This is a genomic window from Gilliamella sp. CG35, from assembly GCF_046635745.1.
In the GTDB taxonomy this organism is placed as follows: Bacteria; Pseudomonadota; Gammaproteobacteria; order Enterobacterales; family Orbaceae; genus Gilliamella; species Gilliamella apicola_I.
In genome coordinates, this window is sequence record NZ_JBIDFH010000003.1 from 127,680 (window position 1) to 145,736 (window position 18,057).

Genomic DNA, 18,057 nt, shown 5'->3' on the forward strand with positions numbered 1-18,057 from the left:
TATGACCAGCAAACATTAATTTGGTGTGATCAATTGATAAAGATTCACTGATTTTCAATTTTTTAACATTTCTTGCGTTTATTTTGTATGCTGATTTTATTTGTAAAAAACATTTGTTATTATTTGATCATTACTAAATAGCATATAACGATTCAATATTTCGTTAAGCTTGATTATAAATTAATTATCTTGAACAAGGCATGAGTTATGAAACAAATAAGCAAAAAATGGATTATTATCACCGTCGTTATACTTGCTATTATTTTTATTGCATGGCAGCAACTAAAAACGGATGGATATGGTGCGGATTTTACTAGTGGAAATGGGCGTATTGAGGCAACCGAAATCAATATTTCTGCAAAATTAGCAGGTCGAATTGAAAAAATTAACGTGAATGAAGGGGATTTTGTTAAGGCAGGGCAACCACTCGTTGTAATGCAAACTGATACGTTGCAAGCCAAATTGAACGAAGCTCAAGCCCAATACCTTCAAGCTATCAGTAATGAGGCAAGTGCTAAAGCACAAGTTTCTTTAAAAATGAGTGATAAAATTGCGGCTTTAGCCGGTGTTACTCAGCGTGAAAGTGACTTAGATATCGCTTCAAAACATCTTCAACGAACAACCACCCTTTATCAAAAAGGGGCTTTATCCATTCAACAATTTGATGATGATACCGCTAAATTCAATAGCGCTAAAGCAGCATTAGATTCCGCTCAATCACAAGTGACAGCAGCGGATGCCGCAATAGAAGTTGCACAAGCTGGTGTGGAAAGTGCTAAATCAGCCATTAATGTTGCTGATGCCAATATCAGACAAATCCAAGCCGATATTGATGACAGTACACTCGTTGCACCTGTCGATGGTCGTATCCAATATCGTATTGCTCAATTAGGTGAAGTGATGCCTTCTGGTGGTAAAGTGCTAAATCTGGTTAATTTGTATGACGTTTATTTAACCTTCTTTTTACCCGAAACTGTAGCGGGCAAAGTAGCCATTGGTGACGAGGTTAGATTGATTTTAGATGCCTTACCTGACAAAGCCATTTCCGCTAAAATTTCGTTTGTTTCGAGTGTTGCACAGTTCACCCCTAAAACGGTTGAAACGAAAGATGAACGCCAAAAATTGATGTTTAGAGTGAAAGCACAACTCGATCCTGAATTATTAAAATGTTTTATCAATCAAGTAAAAACGGGTTTACCAGGTGTAGCATGGGTGAGATTAAACCCGAATACTTCTTGGCCAGCTGATTTATCTGATGTAGCCAAATGTCCAACTAAATAATTGGAGATAGCATATGTCAGAATCAGACAATAAGGATTTAGCTTTATTAGCAGAAGCTAAATCTATTGATGATGCAGTGGTTAAAATTAGCGATGTTTCACTGCATTATGAAAAAAATTGTGCGCTGGATAACATTAGTTTAACTATTCCACCAAGGTGCATGGTGGGATTAATTGGACCCGATGGGGTTGGTAAATCAAGTTTGCTGTCTTTGATTGCGGGTGCACATGTTATTCAAGACGGTTTAGTTTATGTTTTAGATGGCGATATGCGAGATAAGTCACATCGTAAAGCGGTGTGTACTCGTATTGCTTACATGCCACAAGGATTAGGTAAAAATCTTTATCCAACATTATCTGTCGAGGAAAATCTTCAATTTTTTGCTCGTTTATTTGGTAATGATGCCGCAGAGCGCCGACGTCGCATTGACGAATTAACAAAAAGTACCGGGCTCTATCCCTTTTTATCAAGACCAGCAGGGCGACTATCTGGCGGTATGAAACAAAAAGTCAGTTTATGTTCTGCTTTGATTCATGATCCTGATTTACTGATTCTTGATGAACCTACCACGGGGGTCGATCCCCTTTCCCGAGCGCAATTTTGGCAATTAATTAATAAAATTCGGCAGCAAAGACCACAAATGAGTGTTATTGTGGCAACAGCTTATATGGATGAAGCACAAAACTTTGATTGGCTTGTTGCAATGTATGGCGGTAAAATTTTAGAAACCGGCACACCTAAATCATTATTAAGCCAAACAGGAAAAGATAATTTAGACGATGCCTTTATTCAGTTGATGCCAGAAAGTGCCAAACAAGGCTATCAAGCCGTTGAAATTCCACCTTTGGATGTGAATAACAATCTACAAACAGCGATAGAAGCGAAAGGGCTAACTAAGCAATTTGGGGATTTTATTGCAGTCGATCATGTTAATTTTTCGATTAAACAAGGCGAGATTTTTGGCTTTTTAGGGTCAAACGGTTGTGGTAAATCAACAACCATGAAGATGTTAACTGGCTTATTACCTATTTCGTCCGGTGAAGCTTGGTTATTTGGAAAACCTGTTGATGCCAATGATATTAATACCAGACGGCATTTAGGTTATATGTCTCAAGCTTTTTCTTTGTATAGTGAATTGACTGTTGAGCAAAACTTAGTGCTACATGCACGTTTATTTGGCATTGAAGAAAGTAAAATACCTGAACGTGTTTCTGAACTTCTTAAACGGTTTGGATTAGAACAAGATGCTCAAAATCTACCTGATAGCTTACCTTTAGGGGTTAAACAGCGTTTATCTTTATCGGTCGCCGTTGTGCACAACCCAGAAATATTAATTTTAGATGAACCGACATCGGGCGTCGATCCGATTGCTCGAGATGACTTTTGGCGTTTGATCATCGAATTATCCCGTAAAGATAAAGTAACGGTTTTTATTACTACCCATTTTATGAATGAAGCCGCAAGATGTGACAGAATTTCTTTAATGCATGCGGGGAAAGTGTTGGCAAGTGATACTCCCGATAATATTATTGCATCGAAAAACGCGTCGACTTTAGAAGATGCCTTCATCCGCTATCTAGTTGATGCAGGTGCTGACGATAGCGATGCACAACAAAAATCGACCGAAGCTCCAGTTACCGCTGACAAATCCCAAACAGTCATCCCACCAGCGAATCATCTTCAAGGATTTAGTTTAACACGGATGATTGGTTGTTTATGGCGTGAAACACTTGAACTGTCGCGAGATCCTTTACGTGCGATGTTGGCATTAATGGGGTCAGCAATCTTAATGCTCGTTATGGGTTATGGGATTACGCTAGATGTCGAAAATTTACGTTTTGCCGTGCTAGATCGTGACCAAAGTGAAATCAGTCAAAACTATACGCTTAATTTGTCTGGTTCCAAACGTTACTTTGTTGAAAGGCCACCTATAACGGATTATGCCGATATGGATGCCCGTTTACGAAGTAATGATATTGCGTTAGCGATTGAAATTCCACCTAATTTTGGACGAGATATTCAACGTGGTGATTCCGTTGATATTGGTGTTTGGATAGATGGTGCCATGCCACTACGCGCAGAAACCATTAAAGGCTATGTACAAGGTATGCATCTTGCTTGGCTAAGTCAAAAAGTGAAAGAAATGTCGGGAAAAGATTCAACCAGTTTGGCGAATATTGAGACGCGGTATCGATATAATCCTGATGTAAAAAGCTTACCGTCAATGGTACCGGCGGTTATTCCTATTTTATTATTGATGATTCCTTCCATGCTGGCAGCTTTATCGGTTGTCCGTGAAAAAGAGATGGGATCGATTATTAATTTATATGTTACCCCTGTAACGCGTGCTGAATTTTTATTAGGTAAACAAGTACCTTATATTGTTATTTCTATGTTTAGTTTTTTGCTGTTGCTGTTTATGGCGATTACTATTTTTGGCGTGCCAATCAAAGGCAGTTTATTTACCTTGTGTCTGGCTGCTTTAGCTTATTGTATTATTTCAACGGGACTTGGGCTGTTGGCGTCAACAATTACACGTAGTCAAATTGCAGTGATATTTTTAACCTGTGTCGGCACTATGTTACCTGCTATTCAGTTTTCGGGTTTACTCAATCCTGTGGCTTCATTGGAGGGGAGTGGGCGTTATATCGGTGAAGTTTATCCAACAACACATATGCTAATCATTGCACGAGGTGTATTTAATAAAGCACTGGGTTTTAATGATTTACACAATTCTTTATTCGCATTATTAGTCACTATTCCTGTTGTGTTGTGCGCCAGTATTTTTCTTCTTAAAAAACAGGAAGGGTAGTTATGAAGCAAAGCTTAATTAATATTTATCGATTAGGTATTAAGGAATTATGGGGACTATTACGCGATCCTATCATGCTTCTGTTAATAGGTTACTGTTTTACGTTTGATATTTATATTGCCGCTACAGCAACATCTGACTCGCTTCATCATGCCTCAATAGCGGTGGTTGATGAAGATGATTCACCGTTATCAAGACAAATTGTTGCGGCTTTTTATCCGCCGATGTTTAATCAACCTGTAAAATTATACTCAATGGATGAGGTGGATCGAGGCATGGATACCGATAGTTATACCTTTGCTTTAAATATTCCGCCTAATTTTCAGCGTGATGTGTTGAACAATCAAAGTCCTGAAATTCAATTAAATATCGATGCGACTCGAATGGGGCAAGCTTTTGTAGGGAATGGTTATATCACACAAATCATCACGGGTGAAGTGACAGAGTATGTTAATCGTTACAGCAAAGCAACGGATTTACCTGTCAATATTCAAGTTCATACCTCATTTAATCCGAATTTAACTCGCTCTTGGTTTGGCTCGGTAATGGAAATAATTAATATTGTGACGACGTTATCCATTATTTTAACCGGAGCTGCATTAATGCGAGAACGTGAACATGGCACTATTGATCATCTGCTTTCCATGCCTGTCACACCGTTTCAAATAATGATATCTAAGGTATGGTCAATGGGATTAGTGGTCTTAATCTCAACTTGGGTGGCATTACTATTGGTGGTAAAAAGCTGGCTTAATGTTCCAATTAATGGCTCAATTACGTTATTTTTGATTGGAGCCGCTTTACATTTATTTGTGACAACGTCACTCGGGATCTTTATGGCAACCATAGCCAAATCAACGGCACAATTTGCCATGTTGTTAATTTTAATTTTATTACCGTTGCAAATGTTGTCCGGTGGTAGTACACCAAGGGAAAGTATGCCTGAAGTAGTACAAAATATTATGATGATTGCCCCAACAACGCATTTTGTCGAATTAGGGCAAGCCATACTATATCGTGGTGCAGGGTTGAGTGTTGTGTGGACATCCTATGTATGGTTAATTGGAATTGGATCGGTCTTTTTCTTTATAGCATTAAGACGTTTCCGTAGCTCAATTGTTAATATGGGATCGTAAGTCACTTGCTATATGCTGATAAACCATAAGCAATCGATTGATTTTTAATGAGTTGGTTATGGTTTATTATTTTTTCAATTTAATTGCCTTCATCTTCTATAATGGTCATTATCATCTTGAATCAATCATATTTACTTAAACCGATCAGTGAATAAAATTGCAATCTTCGTTTATTGAGCTAACTTAATGTTTGTCATTAATATTGGGTTGTTACGCCAAATATTTTCATAATTTTATAAATATGAATGATTTTGTCACTAAAATGAATGTAAATGTCATTTCTTTTATATCAGTTATTGTTAAAATTTACCGCAAATTTAGCCAGCTACAAGTGTTAAATCCTAATAAACATAATGGGTTAAGATTAACAGTTTTGGCAATGTTATTTTCTTGAGTAGTAAATAAATTAATGCTTGTGTTTGTCATTTAAGACTGTTGTATGAAAATTTAATGGTTTTCATATGATGAAATTCAGCGCTATTTCGTTAATTTAATTTTAGTGGTCTTGTTGTCGCTAATAGTTTTCACAAATTTTCAGTAAACGTCACGAAATAAGTAAAGGCTGTATTATTTTTGTTTTGAATTAAGGCTGATTCAACCTTAATTCCTGTATGTCTATCTATCAAGATAGATATTAAAATCTTTAAAGTTCCACCATTTATTCAATTACTAGAACTAGCATGTTTACCAGCGAAAGTAATATTCATTCTTAACGTGGTTTCCATTTAATGGAATAAATGATGAAATGTTTATTAGTTTCGTTTGGTGTTTTTTAATTCTCTTGGCGTTAATCCAAAATTAGCTTTAAATCTTTGTGAAAACCGAGTGGACGAAGAATATCCTATCATTTCAGCGATATATTCTGTTGAAAAATTAGAGGTTTGTAATAAATGAAGCGCTTGTCCCATCACGAGTTTTTCCTTAATTTTTTGTATATTTTCCCCTTCAAGTTTCAATTTTCGATACAACGTTGCTTTACTCATGCAGATTTCTTTGCAAATTTCATCAATGGTTATTTTTTTATTGTCTTTTTTATTAAATATTTCAATTACTTTTTGCGTGGTTTCTTTTCGATTGGGTAAACATGCCAAATTTTCATAACCGGAATGGACTAACAGTTTAATAATTTCTTTTCTACGATTTGTAATGATGTCATCAGATGCCCATTCTAAGCATTCTATCATTTGTGAAACACATTTATAAAAGGCAGAATTTGCTTTCCCTGCGGTATACTCATTGGTTTTCTTTGTATTGATGTTGATTGATGTATCATTAAAATCAGAAAATTCAAAATTAATAAGTAATGCAAAATAATTCGTATTTGCGGGTATATTTCTCATGTTCATTGATTGAACATCGGTGAAAAAAATAAAATCTCCTGTATTGCAGGCTAGTTTTTTTTCATTACCAATCACTTTGCAACCACTTAATATAATTATCAGTAAAGGCTTTAAAATTGGTATATTTGATAAATTTTGTTGCTTTTTAGAGGTGTAAATTGAGATATAATTGCTGTTACTATTTGCTTCACTTAACTGTTTAAGTTTTTCAATTTCTACTGCGGTATTATTCATCCTAATTGCCCCATTACTTTCGTGTATTTTTTATCGTGATGATGAAAAACATGTTGACGTTGTTCAGTATATCGTTCTGTTATAAAATTTATGTTTCATACACTGAATCTATTAACGTATAAGCAAACAATAAATAAGGTCACAAAAATTTTTTACACATTTAGTACTCCAGTTGGTTATGGAAAAATGTAAGCCAATGTCCAAAAAGTTGTGGCCTTTAATGGAAATTTTCTTATAAAGCTTTGTTACTAAAAAATTAATTCACAACTTTTTATAAGCAATGCCATAACCTATCAAACATAATCTATGTGAAAATGTATATTTATTTAACGTATTTTAATTACTCAAAATAAAGCTATTTATTTCGTTTAAAACTGTTTTTTCGAGCTTTGTTATTTCTGGATAAGCATTTTGAAGACATACTTTAGCACTGTATATTCTTCTTTTTTGACTTATTTTTGAACTGTTAGTATGCATTTAATACACGCTAACAACTCGATAAAGTTAACATATTTTAATCAAAACGTTAACTTTTTGTAAAATAAATTTTATGAGTAAAAAATCAAATTTGCATGTTATGACTATTTTTATATGCCCAATCGTTATTTATCTTAACGTTTATTATGATAAAAAAACGTAATTTAGATTTTTCTGTTGGAAATGCAAAAATTTACAACATTATTCTTCGTTATAATGATTGGTTATTTTTGTTGCTAATTATCATTTAACTAATGGTAATTCATCCCAACGTGTTGTGTAACGTTGGCTAAGCCGTTCTCGTTTGATCTGCCAAGGTGCGGTTTTTCTACTTCCGCCTAATTGAATGGTATTTTTACCCATTTTTTGATTAATGGTATCGATTGTTTTCATTAAGTTATCATTTTTTTGCTGTAAGACTGGCAGACTATTTAAAGCAAATAAGTCAGATTGGCAAAAGCTATCTTTAGCTTTTAAATCGAGTAACATAACACCTGACTTCATAAATAAAAATCCTTTTTTATAAATTGTTGTTAGTCCCTGTTGTGCCGCATGAATAATTACTCTTGAATCATCAGTAGGTGATAGTAGCGGTACGACAATCGAGGGATTGTATTGAATTAAGTCTTGACGAAACCGATTTGTTTTCAAAAAAACAAGTACAGCATTAGCAATCGATTTTTGTTGTCTTAGTTTTTCAGCGCCTCGACTGGCATGAATACGAATGGCCTCTTGCAAATCAAATAATTCATCTGTTAACTGCCCAAAACTACGTGATGTCATAATGTTTTTTTTAGGTGTTGCAATGTCATCTAATTCAATAGCGTTAATACCTTGCAACTCTAATATGGTACGTTCAAGCACGACGGAAAATTGTTGTCTAATTTGTTTTAAATCTGCCTGACGCAGATCCCACGCAGTATGAATACCTAATGTTTGCAATCTTTTGGCTATGCGTCTGCCAACGCCCCAAATTTCATCAACAGGAAATGATTTTAAAATCTGATCAAGTAAGGCTGAATCGTTAGGAAGGCAATAGACCCCTTGATAAATAGGCTGCTTTTTTGCAATGTGGTTTGCCAACTTTGCTAACGTGTGGGTTGATGCAATGCCAATACTTACCGGAATTCCCGTATCACGTTTTACTATTGCCCTTAAATGTTGACAATGGGTTGTAACATCGCTAAATCCCGCCAGTTTAATAAAAGCTTCATCAATAGAGTAGGGTTCAATATCGGCAGTATAATGGCTGACAGTATCAAAAACACGTTGGCTCATATCGCCATAAAGTTCATAGTTAGAACTTAATAATGTAATTTGTTTTCGAATGTTAGCCTCAATTTGGTAGGCAGGCATACCCATTGGTACTAAAGGTTTAAGTTCATTGGAGCGTGCGATGACACATCCATCATTATTGGATAAAATGCCAATTGGTTTTCCTTCTAATTTAGGGTTAAAAACACGCTCACACGAAGCATAAAAGTTATTACAATCAATCAGCCCAATCATGCATGACCACGTTTTCGTAAAGAATGAATAGTGTGTATAACAACGCCCCATATATGGACTTCTTTACCCGCTAATGAAATAGGGGGATAAAGTTCATTGCCTGATAATAGATAATGTTGTCCATCAATAAGTCCCAGGCACTTACATGTTAGTTCACCGTCAACAGCTGCAACGACAATATCTTCTATTTGGGGTGCTAATGAACGATCTACTACTAAAAGATCACCACTAAAAATACCATAGTTAATCATTGATTCACCTTGTGCTTTAATATAATAAGTAGCACTTGGGTGTTTAACTAAGTGATCGGTTAAGTCCAGTTTGGCTTCTAAATAATCATCAGCAGGCGATGGAAAGCCAGCCCTGACAGGGGTATCAACCAAAGGTAAGTAATTTTTGATAGTGCTATCAACGGTTCCTAGCACAATACAGGATTTACTCAAGAACGTTTCTCCTAAAAATATACAGGTAAAATTTATACTATGTAGTAGTATTCGTGATAAAAAACGAATAGTGTATAAATATACAGTATAAAATTCTTGATTCAATGAAAAACACTGTAAAAAATTAGCAATGTGACAAAAAATGACCATGTGTAATGGATGATAAGTATATTTTAACGAACCAGTAAGTTTGACGATCTGAATCAAGAATAGTTGAAATAATGGCAGGATTGAATTTGTATTGTTGCAAAAAATAAAGAACAAAATCGCAAGCTATCATAATAATTGATTTAAATTACATTACGGCATTTTACAAAACCACTTAAATAGTTTACATTATATTGATTATTTATTAATTAATTTACAACATAATTCACTATACCTTGTATTTTTGTTCACAGCCCTTATATAAGAGACTAAAGGTAAACTTTAAGTGTGACTTATCGAAATAATACAAAAAGTCAATTTGTTAACCTAACTACGCCTGATGCAATTTTGATTGGTTATCGATGATAAAAAGCGCTATTTAGTTTGTTTTAGCTTAATTTTGATTTTTACTCTAATTTAACGCTCGTTTTTTTTATTTTCTAATCTTTTGTTTTTTATAAGAATAAAATACAAATATTGATATATATCAATAATATTTGTTGCGATTTTTTGTTTTTTTAGACAGTCAGTATTGTCAGCTCGACACAAGGGCGAAAAGAATCAGATATAATATTTTCCAAGTTATGTTATTTGACATTTAAATATAGCAAGGGTTGTCGTATTAAAAATATTTTTCAAAAACACAAAGTGCGTAAAACAACATTTAGTTATATCAAGTTTTTAAAAAACTGAAAAAAAGGTTTTGGCGCTAGTTTTATTATAACTGGGTCATGTTCAGTTTTATTACCTACTTATTTTAGCTCGGTCTATAAATATAAATTCTAATCCAAAGTTACCGACCAATTACCGAATATGTATTTTAAGTAATATTATTTTAGGAGTTTTAAAAAAAATGAATCTAATTTGGTCTGCAGTAGGGCAAGTTGTTAGTTCTTGTCTTCCGGTGTTTTTATTAATTTTTCTTGGTTGGTTATGTGTTCATCAGAATATTTTTACCAAAGACTCCAAGAAGCTATTATCCGGTTTAGTGTCAAACTTTGTATTTCCGGCATTGCTTTTTGTGCATACATCACATGCTAAGCCGTCTGAAATATTCAACGGTATTTGGATGATTGCATTTTTCTGTACAATGTCATTTTTATGGATAATTTGTTTTTTAACCAATAAATACATTTTACATAAAGATTTAAAATCAACAGCGATGAACGCGATGTTATGTTGTTTCCCGAATATGGGGGGAATGGGCGTACCATTTTTAACATTGATGTTAGGTGCATCGTCAACCATTTCAGTCGCTGTAGCGAATTTTGTGGTGGCGTTATCATTGATACCAATGACGATTTTCTTATTGGAATTGTGTGATACGAAAATATCTGGCGGAAAAGTAACGGGCAACATGGTATTTAGCGCAGTGAAAAACTCGTTAATGAAACCAATGTTTTTAGCGGTCATTCTGGGCTTAATTGTCAGTGTTACAGATGGAACAAAATGGTTACCACATTTTGTCTTTAATACCTTTGATATCATGTCGAATGCTTGTAACTTTATTTCGTTAATTGCCGTTGGGGTAGGTATCTATGGTGTTAAATTGAATTTTTCAAAACCGTTGATTATCAATGTGATTTTAAAAAGCTTCTTTACACCAGTAGTAGCTTTAATTGCGGTAAACCTTTTTGGTATTACGGGTATGGAGGCGGAAGAGTTAGTATTCTTGTTAGCTATGCCAACAGCATCAACAGCCGTTATTTTGGCTTATAATTGGAATGTTGAGCAAGAACAAGCATCAAGTATCTTTTTTGCTTCAACAATTTTATCCATATTTATTTTACCAACGTTGCTTTTAATTATGCATTTTACGGTACCGGGTGTGCAATAAACAATTTGTTTAAGCGAAAAATAGGTATAAAAAAACGGGTATTAAGCCCGTTTTTTTGTTTATTACTTGTTGTTGTTTTTTTATTTTGGCGGTGTTTGCTTTAACATAAGATAAAACAGTATTTTGATAGGATTGTTTATTACAATTTAAATAAATTTTCACTAATGTAAAAAGCTATTTTTGTGCAATAAATACCGCTCGCATTGGGGCAGGATAACCCTCAATGGTTTTACTCAGATCATTTGGATCGAGAAAATCAGCAAGTGAATCAGACGTCATCCAATCGGTTTTACGTTGTTCTTCTAAACTAGTTTGTGAAATATCCACCATTCTGACATCTTTAAAACCGCATTTTTGCAGCCAATTTATCATGGTAGGTACCGATGGAATAAAGTAAACATTGCGCATTTGTGCATAACGTTCACCTGGCATAAGCGCTTGATGTAAGTCACCTTCAATAACGAGTGTTTCTAATATTAATTGTCCACCATCAACAAGCTGATCTTTTAACTGGTAAAGATGATCAAGAGGCGAACGGCGATGGTATAAAACACCCATCGAAAATACCGTATCAAAAGCATTAAGCTTTGGTAGCTCTTCAATGCCAAGTGGTAATAAATGTGCTCGTTTATCATCACCTAATAATTTTCTGACGGCTTCAAATTGACATAAATAAAGAGCCATAGGATCGATGCCTACTGCAAGTTTAGCCCCAGCGCCAATCATTCGCCATAAGTGATACCCACTATTACAACCAACATCTAAAACAAGTTTACCTTCTAAATTGTCAATATGATGAATAAGACGTTCCCATTTCCAATCAGAACGCCATTCAGTATCGATATCTATACCATAAAAATGAAATGGTCCTTTGCGCCAAGGCATCATGTTTTTTAATAGCTGAGTGATACGTTGCTGTTCCCCAGTTGAAAGAGGAGTTTGCGTTTTTACGCTGACACTATGCAATAAATCTATATGATAGGGCGTTATAACAGGTAAGTGTTTAATACTATTTAGCCATTGTGTAAAACGGCTATCTAAGTTTTGTTTTTGCCAATTGGCTAATTGTGCCGGTAATACTTCAAGCCAGCTACTGAGCCTATTTTTTGCGATAATCTGGTAAAAATCACCAAAATCGATCATTCTTTTGTGTCCTTATTAATTTGATTTTTGACTGATATATGGATTGATAACTATCCTAAATAACGGCTATTTTATAGCAATGATAGAACCAAAATTGAAACATTGGAACCAGGTGTTAATATGTGTAAAACCTGCTTTGGTTAAGCGTTCATTATGGATTTCGACAGTATCAGTCAGCATGACATTTTCTAACATATTACGCTTTTGACTAATTTCTAACTCACTGTAGCCATTCGCACGTTTAAAATCATGATGCATATTGAACAGTAAGTCATCAATAGTTGAATCAGTAAAACTAAATTTTTCAGATAATACCAATATACCATTGGGGTTTAATGCTTGATAAATCTTATTCAAGACTTGTTGTCGGGATTCGGGTGTTAAAAATTGTAATGTAAAATTGAGAACAACCATGGATGCATTTTGCATCTGGATATTACAGATGTCGTCACAGATTACATCAACGGGCGTATTAGCCTTAAAGGCGTCGATATGGCGTTTACAACGTTCAACCATCGGTAACGAATTATCAATAGCCACAATATGGCAATTTTCATGTTTAATATTACGACGAATAGAGAGCGTTGCTGCACCTAATGAACAACCTAAGTCATAAATCATTGAATTCGGTTGGACAAATCGTTCAGCCAACATACCAATCATAGAAATAATATTCGAATAACCCGGCACCGAGCGTTGAACCATATCTGGAAACACCTCAGCAACTTTTTCATCAAAAGTCCAGTCACCTAATTTATCGATAGGGGTTGAAAATAATTGATCTATTTTTGAATTCATAAAAGTTGAAGTTATAGATAACGAATAAAAAATAATTCTGTTATGATACCACTTTTTTAAGTTAATTTGTTTGAAGCATTATGAATTTTGTTATTCTTTTTATAAGTTTGATGAGTATTTTAGTCATTATTTACTTAGGTAAACGGTGGTTATTTTGGCTAGATTTTCATTTAAATGGTTATTTGAAATTGGCTTATTGGTTAGCATTAGCAACCATAGCTACCACATTTATCCTGTCAAAAGTATTGAATGATTTTCCGGCCTTTTTTGGCATATTATTCAGTTTAACTATCTGTTTTGTTTATGCGACATTGCTTTTTGACTTTATTCACTTAATAAGTAGAAAAAGATTTAAACCCGATTTTTGGGTGAGTTATGTTTATGTCGGTTGCGTAATTGTACTGTTTATATTTGGTCATCAAATGGCGACTAATTCTAAAATAGTAAATTATCAAGTTACGATTAATAAACAGGCTAATGTTGATCATTTACGTATTGTTCAATTAAGTGATATTCATCTTAATGGCTTAACCCAGCGTAAATTTATCAAGCAAATGGTGGACGAAGTTAACAAACTTAATGCCGATCTTATCGTTATCACGGGTGATACGCTAGATAAACAATTAAAATCATTTACAGAAACTGACTTTAATAAACAATTTTCACAATTGAAATCGAAATATGGTACCTATATTATTTTTGGTAATCATGAATATCTAGCCATTAATAAAGAACATCCTCATGGCGAGGATATTGTTGATGCGTTTAAAGCTGCCAATATGCGCGTTTTACGAGATGATATTGTGTACCTTAGTGATTTGAATATCACGTTAATTGGTCGAGAAGATTTTTCATCGAGTAAGTATGATTTAAAACGAGCGGAACTTGCTGATTTAATGATGTTTGCTGATACGTCTACACCCATCATTTTATTAGATCATCAACCCAAAAATCTTGATGAAACAGCTAACGCCGGGGTTGATTTAATGATTTCAGGACACACGCATGGTGGGCAACTTTTTCCAATCAATCTTTTGTTATCTGTTATTTATAAAAATGCTGATGGGATATATCATGATATAGAAAAACAGTTTACCAGTATTGTAAGTAGCGGTTATGGCTTTGGAAGTATACCTTTACGCTTAATGACACGTTCAGAAATTGTTGTCATTGATGTGACGTTTGATAATAACAAAGAACAATCAAATCATTCTTTAGAATAGGTAATTAATATTGACTTATCAATTTATTATAAATAATGAACAACTCGCTGATTATTGTTCAAAAATCAAAAATAGTGCAGCTATTGCATTGGATACTGAATTTGTTCGAACTCGAACTTTTTATCCTCATTTAGGCTTACTTCAGGTATTTAATGGTGAATTTGCTGCCTTGATCGATCCTATTGCAATCACCGATTGGCAATGTTTAATCGACATTTTTCGAAATGATGCCATTGAAAAATATTTTCATTCTTGCAGTGAAGATATTGAAGTATTTATGCATCATTTTGATTGTGTCCCAACGCCAATCATTGATAGTCAAGTCCTTGCATCTTTTTTAGATAATCCATTAAGTAGTGGCTATGCCAGTTTAGTTAAAAAATATCTCAATATTGATCTTGATAAAAGTGAAACCCGTACAGATTGGTTGAAACGACCATTGACAGACAAACAGTGTCAATATGCGATTAATGATGTGATATACCTGTTTCCGTTAATGCAAAAACTTAAATCACAATTAATCAGCAACCATTATTTAGTTGCCGCTTATCAAGAGTGTCAAATGGTTATTGGTCGCAAATGTGAGGTGATCAATCCAGATGATGCTTACCTGAGTATTAAAAATAGCTGGCAATTGAAAGGTAAGAGTTTAGGGCAGTTATATAAATTAGCGAGTTGGCGCTATCAATTAGCTAAGCAGCAAGATATTGCTGTAAACTTTGTGGTCAAAGAAGAGGTATTGTGGAAAATAGCTCGTTATTCACCCTCATCCTTGTCAGAACTCGATAAATTAGGATTGCATGGAAAAGAGATTCGGTTATATGGCCAACAGATTCTGAATATTTTATCGGAACCTATTCCAGACATTCCAGCAATACGTCGTATTAATAGTTATCCTGATTATAAGATGATTACAGATCAACTAAAAAATGCAGCTGTCCAGATTGCCTCACAAACAGGGCTTAATGCAGATTTGTTACTATCCAGACGATTAATAAACCAATACGTGAAGTGGAAGATTGATAAAATAGGGCAGGATCCAGAAATTTTATCAGGCTGGCGAAAACCTTTATTTGAACCCTATTGTCAATAAATGTTGCTAATGAGCAGATATGATCTGCTCATTTAATATGACATGTTTTTCAATTATCAATGTCTAAATTTGACAACAATTAAGCAAGTTCAGTTAGCATTGATTCGACAATCAATGAAGATTGTGTTGCAGCCAATTTTAAGAAAGATTGGAAATCAACGGCTGATTCACTATCACCATTATCCGAAATTGCTCTAACCACCACAAAAGGTATCTGATATAACCAACAAACATGACCAATAGCAGCCGCTTCCATCTCAACAGCGATAGCATTGGGAAATGTTTGCTTAATTCGTTCCAGATTGGTTTTTCCATTGATAAATGCATCACCACTACCGATCGATCCTTCAATAGCGTTGACCCCTTGTTTTTTAATACACTCTTTGGCTAATGTTTGGTAAGTTTCACTTGCCTCAAATGCAATCGGGCATCCTGACATTTGACCTGGTTGATAACCAAACGCAGTTAAATCCACATCATGATAAAATACATTTTTCGATACCACGATATCGCCAATGTTTAATGCCGTTGAAAGTCCACCTGCTGAGCCAGTATTGATAACCGCATCAACTTGATAATTGTTTAATAATAGGGTGGTTCCTGATGCTGCTGCGACTTTTCCAATGCCTGATTGAAGAAGTACAATTTCACAATTGGCTATTTTTCCAAGATGAAAATCGCAATTTAGATGGCGTTCCACTCTATAATGGGTAATTTTACTTTTTAATATCGCAACTTCTTCTTCCATTGCGGCAATGATAGCGATTCTCATACGATCCTCATGACTAACGTTAAGTAACTTAAATTAAGATGTGATATCATAATTGCTATAGGCTAACTTGACAACATACAACTATCTGGGAGAAGAGAATTGCGCACAATATTTATAACGGGCTGTTCAAGTGGAATAGGGCTGATTTCGGCTGTTGCACTCAAACAACGAGGATATCGTGTTATTACTTCTTGCCGTAAAGACGAGGATCAAAAAAAACTTATTGAGCAAGGATTTGAAGCAGTGATTCTTGATCTCAATAATCCTGAATCTGTCACTCAAGCTGCTAAGGAAGTGTTAGCATTATCCAATAACAAGTTATATGGTTTATTTAATAATGCTGGATTTGGTGTATATGGTCGATTAAATACAATCAGTCGTGAGCAGTTAGAATCTCAATTTGCAACTAATTTTTTTGGTGTTCATCAATTAACTCAACTGCTCTTACCCGCCATGATTGAACATAATGAAGGACGAATCATACAAACCAGTTCAATCGTTGGTATTATTGCAACACCGGGACGAGGTGCTTATTCAGCCAGTAAGTATGCTTTAGAAGCCTGGTCGGATGTATTAAGACTTGAATTAGCCAATACAAATATTAAAGTGTGTTTGATTGAACCCGGTCCATTAACAACAGCTTTTTCAAAAAATGTCAATCAAACAGAAAAAACACATCGGATTGAAAATCCACCAATAGCTAAACGATTTACCTTACCGCCCGAGGCCGTTTTGCCATGTTTATATCATGCCCTTGAACATCGCAAACCTAAAATACGTTACAGGGTAACAAAAGTAACCCAGTTAGCGGCGATTGGCAAACGTTTGCTTCCAGATAGATTAATGGATAGAATTTTACTCAATAAATAATGAATCTCAATATTCATAGGACATAATATGCAAAACCCTTTTATTTTTGATGTTAATGAACAAAATATTCAAGAAATTTTAGAAAAATCAACTAAACAGCTTGTGTTATTTTACTTTTGGTCACCAAGAAGCCCAAATTATGAAGAAATGACACAAACATTGACTAAATTAGCTGATGAATATCATGGTCAATTTATTTTAGCGAGTGTCAATTGTGATGAGCAACAGATGTTGGCTGCTCAATTTGGGTTACGTGCCATTCCGACCGTTTATTTATTCCAAAATGGCCAACCTCTCGATGGTTTTCAAGGGCCTCAACCCGAAGAAAAAATTCGTGAATTACTTACTAAAGTGTTGCCTAATGAAGATGAACTTAAGTTAATTGAAGCACAAAATCTATTTAATGAAGAAAAATACGAAGAAGCTTTGCCATTATTAAGACAAGCATGGAAGAATTTAAAGGATCATTTAGGTAAACCAAGATCCGATATTGCATTCATGTTAGCCAAAGCACAGATAGCATTAAAGCAGCTAGCGGAAGCAAAAGATGTTTTAGCTTCTGTTCCATTGCAAGATCAGGATACTACCTATCATGGTTTACAAGCTGAAATTGAGTTATTGGAACAAGCTGCAAATTCTCCCGAATTGCAATTATTACAAGCTGAATTAGAAAAACACCCGGATAATGTAGAGTTGATGATCCAATTATCATCGCAATTAATGCAAGTAGGACGGCAAGAAGAAGCACTTGAATTACTATTTAAGCCTCTTACTCAAGATCTTAATGCAGGTGATGGACAAGTTAAGAAAACCTTACTTGACCTTTTAGCAGCGTTAGGCACAAGTAATCCGTTAGCGGCTTCTTATCGTCGTAAACTTTATACATTACTTTATTAAGATGAATTAGAGAAGATAATCATGATTCAACAATAAATTTATTGT

14 protein-coding genes are annotated in these 18,057 nt (G+C 34.6%); 8 read left to right on the forward strand and 6 right to left on the reverse strand.

Annotated features, from left to right (window positions below):
• Positions 1–207 precede the first annotated feature (207 nt).
• Genes ACGH4F_RS01985 through ACGH4F_RS01995 form a run of 3 tightly spaced genes read left to right on the forward strand, consistent with a single transcriptional unit; the run spans position 208 to position 5,229 of the window.
• Positions 208–1,281, forward strand: coding sequence for an HlyD family secretion protein (locus tag ACGH4F_RS01985; protein WP_267350896.1), 1,074 nt, complete (start codon positions 208–210; stop codon positions 1,279–1,281).
• A 13-nt stretch (positions 1,282–1,294) separates the two neighbouring features.
• On the forward strand, positions 1,295–4,093 hold the full coding sequence (gene rbbA, locus ACGH4F_RS01990) for a ribosome-associated ATPase/putative transporter RbbA (protein WP_411589801.1): 2,799 nt from the start codon (positions 1,295–1,297) through the stop codon (positions 4,091–4,093).
• Positions 4,094–4,095: 2 nt separating this feature from the next.
• Entirely contained in the window at positions 4,096–5,229 is a 1,134-nt protein-coding gene (locus tag ACGH4F_RS01995) for an ABC transporter permease (RefSeq protein WP_267350900.1), read from the forward strand.
• Positions 5,230–5,981: 752 nt separating this feature from the next.
• Here the strand turns inward: ACGH4F_RS01995 and ACGH4F_RS02000 are convergent.
• The 3 genes from ACGH4F_RS02000 to ACGH4F_RS02010 form a co-directional block, all read right to left on the reverse strand.
• The gene (locus ACGH4F_RS02000; protein ID WP_267350902.1) at positions 5,982–6,803 is read right to left on the reverse strand and encodes a helix-turn-helix transcriptional regulator; all 822 of its coding nucleotides are present in this window, start codon (positions 6,801–6,803) and stop codon (positions 5,982–5,984) included.
• Positions 6,804–7,523: 720 nt separating this feature from the next.
• Complete coding sequence (locus ACGH4F_RS02005) at positions 7,524–8,789, reverse strand: Y-family DNA polymerase (protein ID WP_411589802.1); 1,266 nt, start codon at positions 8,787–8,789, stop codon at positions 7,524–7,526.
• On the reverse strand, positions 8,786–9,232 hold the full coding sequence (locus tag ACGH4F_RS02010) for a LexA family protein (RefSeq protein WP_267350906.1): 447 nt from the start codon (positions 9,230–9,232) through the stop codon (positions 8,786–8,788). Before ACGH4F_RS02010 ends, ACGH4F_RS02005 begins: the two co-directional genes overlap by 4 nt.
• Positions 9,233–10,232: 1,000 nt before the next feature.
• On the opposite strand from ACGH4F_RS02010, the gene ACGH4F_RS02015 reads away from it, so the two are divergent.
• Positions 10,233–11,216 (forward strand): AEC family transporter, encoded by a 984-nt coding sequence (locus tag ACGH4F_RS02015; protein WP_267350908.1) that lies wholly within the window; start codon positions 10,233–10,235, stop codon positions 11,214–11,216.
• Positions 11,217–11,390: 174 nt separating this feature from the next.
• Here ACGH4F_RS02015 and cmoB read toward each other — a convergent pair whose 3' ends face one another.
• A complete protein-coding gene (gene cmoB, locus ACGH4F_RS02020; protein WP_411589804.1) occupies positions 11,391–12,359 on the reverse strand; it encodes a tRNA 5-methoxyuridine(34)/uridine 5-oxyacetic acid(34) synthase CmoB in 969 nt (322 codons plus the stop codon).
• Positions 12,360–12,425: 66 nt separating this feature from the next.
• Entirely contained in the window at positions 12,426–13,157 is a 732-nt protein-coding gene (cmoA, locus tag ACGH4F_RS02025) for a carboxy-S-adenosyl-L-methionine synthase CmoA (protein WP_267350911.1), read from the reverse strand.
• A gap of 80 nt (positions 13,158–13,237) precedes the next feature.
• Here cmoA and ACGH4F_RS02030 point away from each other — a divergent pair, with 80 nt between their 5' ends.
• Both ACGH4F_RS02030 and rnd read left to right on the forward strand, forming a co-directional pair.
• Positions 13,238–14,380, forward strand: a complete 1,143-nt coding sequence (locus ACGH4F_RS02030) for a metallophosphoesterase (protein ID WP_411589806.1) — start codon at positions 13,238–13,240, stop codon at positions 14,378–14,380.
• Positions 14,381–14,390: 10 nt separating this feature from the next.
• Positions 14,391–15,473, forward strand: coding sequence for a ribonuclease D (gene rnd / locus ACGH4F_RS02035; protein WP_411589808.1), 1,083 nt, complete (start codon positions 14,391–14,393; stop codon positions 15,471–15,473).
• Positions 15,474–15,552: 79 nt separating this feature from the next.
• Here the strand turns inward: rnd and ACGH4F_RS02040 are convergent, their stop codons facing one another.
• Entirely contained in the window at positions 15,553–16,245 is a 693-nt protein-coding gene (locus ACGH4F_RS02040; protein WP_267350916.1) for a 5'-methylthioadenosine/adenosylhomocysteine nucleosidase, read from the reverse strand.
• Positions 16,246–16,344: 99 nt separating this feature from the next.
• Here ACGH4F_RS02040 and ACGH4F_RS02045 point away from each other — a divergent pair, with 99 nt between their 5' ends.
• Both ACGH4F_RS02045 and ACGH4F_RS02050 read left to right on the forward strand, forming a co-directional pair.
• Complete coding sequence (locus ACGH4F_RS02045) at positions 16,345–17,115, forward strand: SDR family oxidoreductase (RefSeq protein WP_324101151.1); 771 nt, start codon at positions 16,345–16,347, stop codon at positions 17,113–17,115.
• A 27-nt stretch (positions 17,116–17,142) separates the two neighbouring features.
• Complete coding sequence (locus ACGH4F_RS02050; RefSeq protein WP_267350917.1) at positions 17,143–18,012, forward strand: thioredoxin family protein; 870 nt, start codon at positions 17,143–17,145, stop codon at positions 18,010–18,012.
• Positions 18,013–18,057: the final 45 nt, after the last annotated feature.

Coding starts and splice junctions, on each gene's coding strand:
- ACGH4F_RS02000 (WP_267350902.1), bottom strand. CDS start 6,803: ATGAATAATACCGCAGTAGAAATTGAAAAACTTAAACAGTTAAGTGAA.
- cmoB (WP_411589804.1), bottom strand. CDS start 12,359: ATGATCGATTTTGGTGATTTTTACCAGATTATCGCAAAAAATAGGCTC.
- ACGH4F_RS02005 (WP_411589802.1), bottom strand. CDS start 8,789: ATGATTGGGCTGATTGATTGTAATAACTTTTATGCTTCGTGTGAGCGT.
- ACGH4F_RS01985 (WP_267350896.1), top strand. CDS start 208: ATGAAACAAATAAGCAAAAAATGGATTATTATCACCGTCGTTATACTT.
- ACGH4F_RS02030 (WP_411589806.1), top strand. CDS start 13,238: ATGAATTTTGTTATTCTTTTTATAAGTTTGATGAGTATTTTAGTCATT.
- cmoA (WP_267350911.1), bottom strand. CDS start 13,157: ATGAATTCAAAAATAGATCAATTATTTTCAACCCCTATCGATAAATTA.
- ACGH4F_RS01995 (WP_267350900.1), top strand. CDS start 4,096: ATGAAGCAAAGCTTAATTAATATTTATCGATTAGGTATTAAGGAATTA.
- ACGH4F_RS02040 (WP_267350916.1), bottom strand. CDS start 16,245: ATGAGAATCGCTATCATTGCCGCAATGGAAGAAGAAGTTGCGATATTA.
- ACGH4F_RS02015 (WP_267350908.1), top strand. CDS start 10,233: ATGAATCTAATTTGGTCTGCAGTAGGGCAAGTTGTTAGTTCTTGTCTT.
- ACGH4F_RS02050 (WP_267350917.1), top strand. CDS start 17,143: ATGCAAAACCCTTTTATTTTTGATGTTAATGAACAAAATATTCAAGAA.
- rbbA (WP_411589801.1), top strand. CDS start 1,295: ATGTCAGAATCAGACAATAAGGATTTAGCTTTATTAGCAGAAGCTAAA.